Here is a 6,097-nt window from a genome sequence, read left to right as displayed (position 1 = left end):
ATCTTCTTAGCTCTACAGTCATATGATTAAACATTGTGCATTTTTTATTAATGAATCACTTTTGGTCTAATTACCTTTGTTTGAGAGGAAAAACTTTTATTGGTTAAATCTTGTGAACTCGTATAACTTCGTATAATGTATGCTATACGAAGTTATTACGCATCGCCATAAGTTCTTCTGTATTTTTATTCTCGGGATCAAGCCAATGGCCATAGTTATGAGGTTCAATAATAACAGGCATTCTGGAGTGATAAGGCTTTAATAAGGAATTAGCGTCTGTGGTAATAATAGTAGCACTTACAATCTCTGCTGTTTCTACGCCACCTGGCCAATAATCATAAATTCCTGCAAGGGCAAAAGGCTTATAATCTTTCATATAAAAGAAATAAGGCTGCTTTGTTCCATGAGAAGAAGTCCACTCATAAAAGCCTGTGGTTGGGATCAAACACCTTTGTCGCTGAAATGATTTCTTATAATAAGGTTTTTCCGTCAATGTTTCAAAGCGGGCATTAATAGGCTTAGGGGCTTCATGAGGATTCTTGGTCCAAGAAGGAATAAGACCCCAATGAGCTAAGTGAAGATGCTTGCCATAAGTTTCTGCATCTTGAGAAATAATTAAGATACTCTGAGAAGGGGCAATATTATAAGAAGAGGGAAGGGAATTTGCTTCTTTTAACTCAAATTCAGTTTTAAGTTCTTCTAGCTTAGCAAAGAGAGTAAATCTTCCGCACAAGAAATCTATTCCTTTAATATCCTCTTATACAGTAAGAGAAGAGAGATAATAACTCAACAGAATTAGCCTTCTAATTATTGATCTTGCAAATTTTGATTCTTAACAAAAGAGGCTATAAATTTTTACTGTAATAAATCAATTAGATTACGATATCCGTTAAGAAATCTGACAATTTCTAAAGGGTTCGTATCTTGCTTATAAATGATTAAATAATTGTATACAGGCCAGAATAAGACTGGATGATCTGTTAGGTCTTTGCGTTGGTGGCCAAGGTGAGGAAACTCGCTAACATATGGCATTTCTCTTCGATTTTAGAAAGAACCTTTATAGCATTCTCAATATTTTCTTCTGCAATATATTGCCATATTTCAATGAGGTCCTGTCTTGCGGCAGGGGAGAAAATAAATGAGGACAATGTTATTTCTTTAAGGCCTTAATCTCATCAAAAACCTTTTTGCCCTCAATGCCTTTGCCTTCTGCAAGTTGAGTAAGACCTAATCTAATATCTTGATTAAGTTTATCGACTTGTTGCTTAAAGAGGGTTTCTTTCTCAATTAAGAGCCTTAACGCATCCCGTACAACTTCACTAGCAGAGTTGTAATATCCTTCTTCAATCTTCTGATGGATAAATTTCTCAAGATTTGGGTTAAGAGAAATATTCATAATTAAAACCTCTTCTTATACACATAAGAATTATTATACTAAAAATAACAAAAAATAGCAATTTTTGTTATAAGATTATTTTTAAGGGCTCTTAAAGTTTTGTCTGTTTTATATTAGCTAAAAGATTTATTTTTATGCTGCTTCTTAGTTTTTATTGATTGAAGAATTTTCTCAATTTTGTCATGAGCAAAATCTTTTTGCTCTTGGGTAATTTCTTGAACTTGTTGGCCCTTAAGATCATGCCGGTGTGTGCCGTTAATAACAGCTTTAAGATAATGAATGCTACTTGTGTAATAGGTAAGGGCATCTCTCAATTTAACCTTTGAAGGGTAGTTCTCTTTTTCAAGAAAAGAAAAAAGATCTTTATCAATATTAAGTTTAGCGGCTTTAAGTCTTTAGGATTAAAGCAAGCAGGGAATTGTTCATAAAGCCATCTTAAAGCAACTTTAGTTTCCTCTTTCTTCTTCTGTTTGGCTTCTCTCTCTTTTTGTTTCTGCTGTTGCAAGTCTTGATGTTTTTCTTTTTTCGTTTGCTCATGAAGGGGTTTTAATGCTTGAAAGAGTTGGGATTGCTGATTTAAGCTTAAGGACTTCTTAATTGTTAGCTTAGGTCTCTCTGTCATTTATTTACTTTCTAAAAAAAGTTATCCTCAAATTCTGGGGACAGGGTTGTGGATAAGAATCATATGGTGGTTATCTTCTTAGCTCTACAGTCATATGATTAAACATTGTGCATTTTTTATTAATGAATCACTTTTGGTCTAATTACCTTTGTTTGAGAGGAAAAACTTTTATTGGTTAAATCTTGTGAACTCATCTTTATTGCTCTTTGATACCGTCTTTTCCAATTATTTTTATAAATCTTAGCAGTTGGGCGATTTGTAATAATTAAAAGATTTTCAGCATTTCTTGCCTCTGCAGCGTTTGTCCAGTTATATGATCCCGTCAAAACAATAGCATTATCGCCTGGTAGCCGGGGAGGAGTTGCCCCCTCTCAAGGGAAAGTTAATATTCTTGGTCCAGTTAGAGCTGCGATTGCGCATCTATATTTTGAAAGTATTCATCCTTTTGAAGATGGGAATGGGCGCATAGGGCGAGCTATTTCTGAAAAAGCATTATCTCAAGATTTAGGGGGCCCAAGCTTATTAAGCCTTTCAACTATGATTTCAAGAAATAAAAAGAAATATTATGCTGAGCTTTCTTATGCAAGTCGCTACGATATTGATATTACGGCTTGGATTGAATACTTTGTACATATAATTTATCAAGCCCAATTAGAATCAAAACAACATATTCATTTTGTCCTTCATAGGGCTAGATTTTGGCATAAATACAGAAACCACCTTAATGAGAGACAACAAAAAGTTGTTGAGACAATGTTTCAAGCAGGCTCTAAAGGATTTAAGGGTGGGATGAGTGCTCAGAAGTATATGAAGCTCACCAAGTGTTCTAAAGCGACAGCAACTAGAGATTTAAGTAATCTCTTGCAACAAGGATGTTTTATGAGACTTCCAGGAAGCGGTCGAAGTACACGGTATGATATAAAGTTCAATAACTGATCTAACTCAAAGTTGTTTATGGCTTAAATAACAGAATCATAAGCTTAAAATGGTGATCTGAACCTAGAAGCGGGTACTTATGTAGTATTTTTATGTGTTAGGCATAATAAGATATGATCATCGTCAATAACAACTGCCCGACTTAAAACATGAATATATTGCTCATGTTTTATCCTTTTCATTTCTTTTCTCAACCTTATCATACTGTAACAATCTTACTTTCCATTCAAGGAAGGCACTTAATAATTCCTGTAAAATACTTAACATATTTCGATTTAACTTTACCTATATTTTTTCGATCCTCTTTTTACAAAGCATAAAGACTATCGTCTAAAATTTGTGGATGCCACCAAACGGAACTGCACCCCTTTTATCGGACAACTAAGTTTCTTATTTAAGAGAGTCTTTCACCTTATTGTTGGTTGTTGTTACATTTTCTAAAGAATAAGCTGATGGCACCATCCTTATTCCTTTTTGAGACTCATTTGTAAATGAGCCTAAAACCTCAATAGGTGCCTTATATTCTAAAGCCTGATGAGGTCTTGAATGGTTATACCATGTAACGAATTTTTTAACATTGCCTTCAGCTCAGGCACTGTTCTTATCCCTTGAATATAGAGTGCTTCATATTTGAGCGTGCGCCACAGCCTTTCAATATGAGCGCCATCATTAGAGCGTCCTTGGCCAGACATACTGATAAGAATACCTCTTATCTGCAAAGCAGTGACCCACTCATGGGATGTAAACTGAGCCCCCTGGTCAGAATGTATAATTTCAGGAATCCCATAAATAGCAATGGCTTGCTCTAAGCTCATGAGACAGGCTTCTACCCCTAAACTACTACTTAAGCACCACCTGATCTTGCTACAATAAAGCGGACACAAGGAACCGAGATGGGTTAATGTTATTGAAAGGAGAGAACATGACCCAGAAATACGATAAAGAATTTAAAATTAATGCGGTTAAAGTTTATTTGAGTAATGACAAGAGCATTGAGAAGATCGCTTTAGATTTAGGGATTTCGCGTGCCAGTTTAGGGCACTGGATTAAACAATACCGGCGTGAGGGAGAGAGAAGTTTTCCTGGCAGTGGCCATGTTGTTGAGGAAGAATTAAGAGCGCTTAAGCGGGAGCTTTATCTTGTTCGCCAGGAGCGAGATATCTTAAAAAACCACCTAAATGGCACCCCTTTCCCTAATAAATAGAAACTCGCGCTCGTTAACTGCTAAAGTTGAGCTATCAAAGAGAGCGGCCGTCTGCTTATTGGTGGATTACCCCGTTAAAAAACATGGTCCAGGGAGTACAACGAACCCGGCATTGGAGGTACAAACCCCGTTTAGGAAAGTGATTTATTCGTTACCCTGCTCTTTGATTCTATAGATAAACAAGGAGAAGAGGTAAGTGATGACTCAATCTAACAGACAATCCAGTATGCCAATTATTCATCAAAATGCTGCTGGGATTGATATTGGTGCTAAGTTTCACGTTGTTGCTGTAGGGAGTGATAAAGCAAAAGAACCAGTTCGTACGTTTCAAAGTTTTACCACAGATTTACATGCTATGGCAAAATGGCTTAAAAGCTGTGAGGTCACCAGCATTGCTATGGAATCCACAGGTATTTATTGGATTCCTGCTTTTGAGATCTTAGAGAATTATGGTTTTGAGGTATTTTTAGTTAATCCACGAGAAGCTAAAAATGTTCCTGGACGTAAAACAGACGTCAATGATGCGCAATGGATTCAACGGTTACATCAATTTGGTTTGTTACGTGCTAGCTTCAGACCAGAAAAACAAATTACTGTGCTACGTGCTTATATTAGACAACGTGAACGTATGCTTGAATTCAGAGCCTCTCATATCCAGCATATGCAAAAAGCTTTAATGCAAATGAACTTACAGTTGCATCATGTCGTATCGGATATAACGGGAGCCACAGGCATGAAGATCATTCGTGCGATTATGAATGGTGAACGTTGCCCTGCTGTATTAGCAGAACATAGAGACATACGTTGTAAGGAATCCATTAAAACTATTGAGGAATCCTTAAAGGGTAATTATCAAGAAGAGCATTTGTTTTCTTTAACTCAAGCTGTTGAATTATTCGATTATTACACACAAAAAATTAATGAGTGTGATCGTCGAATAGAAGAGACATTAAGCTTGCTTGGAAAAGATAATAAGTTGCCTGATCAACCTCTACCCAAAGCCAGGCATCGCACTAAACAACCTAATAGCTTAAGCTTTGATGTAAGAGCATCCCTTTACCAAGCATTAGGAATGGACTTAACACAAATACACGGTGTTGGACCTTCATTAGCCTTAAAATTAATATCAGAATGTGGCACTGATATGTCTCGCTGGCCGAGCAGCAAGCACTTTACTTCTTGGCTATGTCTTTCTCCAGGGAATAAGGTATCAGGAGGGAAAGTATTATCATCACGAACACGGCGTTCCTCAAGTCGTGCGGCAGCAGCATTAAGATTGGCTGCTGTAACAATTGGAAAGACAAATACGGCTCTTGGTGCGTTTTATAGACGACTCTCGGCTCGCATTGGTAAATCAAAGGCAATTACTGCAACAGCTAGAAAAATGGCAGTATTATTTTTTAATGCTCTGCGTTATGGAATGCAATATGTTGATCCAGGTGCCAATTACTATGAGGCACGATATCAAAAGCGGGTTCTTGATAACTTATCAAAGCGAGCTGCTGCTTTAGGTTATATATTGCAAGAGAATAAAATGCAGGACTTGGTACAGGGAGTTTCTTAGGAAGTTCAGGATGTTGCTCAAGCAAAAAAGCTAAACTAAGATAGGCCAGCTTATATCCCTGATTTGAAGATCTTTCATAATTGTTGAAAGCACCTAAGAAATGTCATTTCTTTTCTAAGCAGAGGCCTACTTTATGTTGAGCTGGTGAATACTCTTGTTCAGCAGATTGATAATAACATTTTTCAGCCTTCTCAAGTCTCCCTTGGTCTTCTAAAAGGCAGCCTAGATGATATTGAGATTCTGCATCTCCTTGGTCTGCTGCTCGGCGAAAATAAAACTCCGACGCCTCATTTTCTCCTTGATAAGCATAATGTAAACCTAACGTAGCTTGAGAGACCAAATCTCCTTGGCTGGCAAGGATAAGCCAAATATCTA

General features: G+C 36.9%; 10 protein-coding genes and 3 pseudogenes. 4 read left to right on the top strand and 9 right to left on the bottom strand.

Going from position 1 to position 6,097, the window contains the following annotated elements; all coding sequences use genetic code 11:
- Nucleotides 1-142: 142 nt before the first annotated feature.
- The 6 genes from IG80_RS0111530 to IG80_RS17090 form a co-directional block, all read right to left on the bottom strand.
- On the bottom strand, nt 143-733 hold the full coding sequence (locus tag IG80_RS0111530; protein WP_075553254.1) for an SOS response-associated peptidase: 591 nt from the start codon (nt 731-733) through the stop codon (nt 143-145).
- A 247-nt stretch (nt 734-980) separates the two neighbouring features.
- A complete protein-coding gene (locus IG80_RS17095; protein ID WP_198027390.1) occupies nt 981-1,148 on the bottom strand; it encodes a type II toxin-antitoxin system RelE/ParE family toxin in 168 nt (55 codons plus the stop codon).
- Between the two features lie 2 nt (nt 1,149-1,150).
- Nucleotides 1,151-1,396: a type II toxin-antitoxin system ParD family antitoxin gene (locus tag IG80_RS0111520; protein ID WP_032114177.1), complete on the bottom strand. Its 246-nt coding sequence runs from the start codon at nt 1,394-1,396 to the stop codon at nt 1,151-1,153.
- A 113-nt stretch (nt 1,397-1,509) separates the two neighbouring features.
- Nucleotides 1,510-1,767, bottom strand: a complete 258-nt coding sequence (locus tag IG80_RS0111515; RefSeq protein WP_084756465.1) for a ProQ/FINO family protein — start codon at nt 1,765-1,767, stop codon at nt 1,510-1,512.
- A complete protein-coding gene (locus IG80_RS0111510) occupies nt 1,707-2,018 on the bottom strand; it encodes a hypothetical protein (RefSeq protein ID WP_032114175.1) in 312 nt (103 codons plus the stop codon). Before IG80_RS0111510 ends, IG80_RS0111515 begins: the two co-directional genes overlap by 61 nt.
- Nucleotides 2,019-2,137: 119 nt before the next feature.
- On the bottom strand, nt 2,138-2,350 hold the full coding sequence (locus IG80_RS17090; RefSeq protein WP_084756463.1) for a phospholipase D-like domain-containing protein: 213 nt from the start codon (nt 2,348-2,350) through the stop codon (nt 2,138-2,140).
- Here IG80_RS17090 and IG80_RS17085 point away from each other — a divergent pair.
- A pseudogene (locus IG80_RS17085) lies at nt 2,256-2,492 on the top strand (Fic family protein); the annotation flags it as partial. The gene IG80_RS17090 and the pseudogene IG80_RS17085 sit on opposite strands and share 95 nt — an antisense overlap.
- A gap of 63 nt (nt 2,493-2,555) precedes the next feature.
- On the top strand, nt 2,556-2,954 hold the full coding sequence (locus IG80_RS16370; RefSeq protein WP_052046417.1) for a Fic family protein: 399 nt from the start codon (nt 2,556-2,558) through the stop codon (nt 2,952-2,954).
- A gap of 390 nt (nt 2,955-3,344) precedes the next feature.
- On the opposite strand, the pseudogene IG80_RS17080 reads toward IG80_RS16370, so the two are convergent.
- A pseudogene (locus IG80_RS17080) lies at nt 3,345-3,503 on the bottom strand (hypothetical protein); the annotation flags it as partial.
- Nucleotides 3,479-3,838 (bottom strand): DDE-type integrase/transposase/recombinase, encoded by a 360-nt coding sequence (locus tag IG80_RS12855; RefSeq protein ID WP_075553253.1) that lies wholly within the window; start codon nt 3,836-3,838, stop codon nt 3,479-3,481. The gene IG80_RS12855 and the pseudogene IG80_RS17080, both read right to left, overlap by 25 nt.
- 38 nt (nt 3,839-3,876) lie before the next feature.
- Here IG80_RS12855 and IG80_RS0111490 point away from each other — a divergent pair, with 38 nt between their 5' ends.
- Entirely contained in the window at nt 3,877-4,158 is a 282-nt protein-coding gene (locus IG80_RS0111490; RefSeq protein ID WP_032114173.1) for a transposase, read from the top strand.
- A 199-nt stretch (nt 4,159-4,357) separates the two neighbouring features.
- The gene (locus IG80_RS0111485) at nt 4,358-5,722 is read left to right on the top strand and encodes an IS110 family RNA-guided transposase (protein WP_032114172.1); all 1,365 of its coding nucleotides are present in this window, start codon (nt 4,358-4,360) and stop codon (nt 5,720-5,722) included.
- 103 nt (nt 5,723-5,825) lie between these two features.
- On the opposite strand, the pseudogene IG80_RS0111480 reads toward IG80_RS0111485, so the two are convergent.
- A pseudogene (locus IG80_RS0111480) lies at nt 5,826-6,097 on the bottom strand (hypothetical protein); the annotation flags it as partial.

The organism is Candidatus Paracaedibacter symbiosus (assembly GCF_000757605.1).
Taxonomy (GTDB): Bacteria; Pseudomonadota; Alphaproteobacteria; order Paracaedibacterales; family Paracaedibacteraceae; genus Paracaedibacter_A; species Paracaedibacter_A symbiosus.
Note: the sequence above shows the minus strand (reverse complement) of the source record. Positions and strands in the feature narration are given on the sequence as shown.

Coding starts and splice junctions, on each gene's coding strand:
- IG80_RS0111490 (WP_032114173.1), top strand. CDS start 3,877: ATGACCCAGAAATACGATAAAGAATTTAAAATTAATGCGGTTAAAGTT.
- IG80_RS0111510 (WP_032114175.1), bottom strand. CDS start 2,018: ATGACAGAGAGACCTAAGCTAACAATTAAGAAGTCCTTAAGCTTAAAT.
- IG80_RS16370 (WP_052046417.1), top strand. CDS start 2,556: ATGATTTCAAGAAATAAAAAGAAATATTATGCTGAGCTTTCTTATGCA.
- IG80_RS0111520 (WP_032114177.1), bottom strand. CDS start 1,396: ATGAATATTTCTCTTAACCCAAATCTTGAGAAATTTATCCATCAGAAG.
- IG80_RS0111485 (WP_032114172.1), top strand. CDS start 4,358: ATGACTCAATCTAACAGACAATCCAGTATGCCAATTATTCATCAAAAT.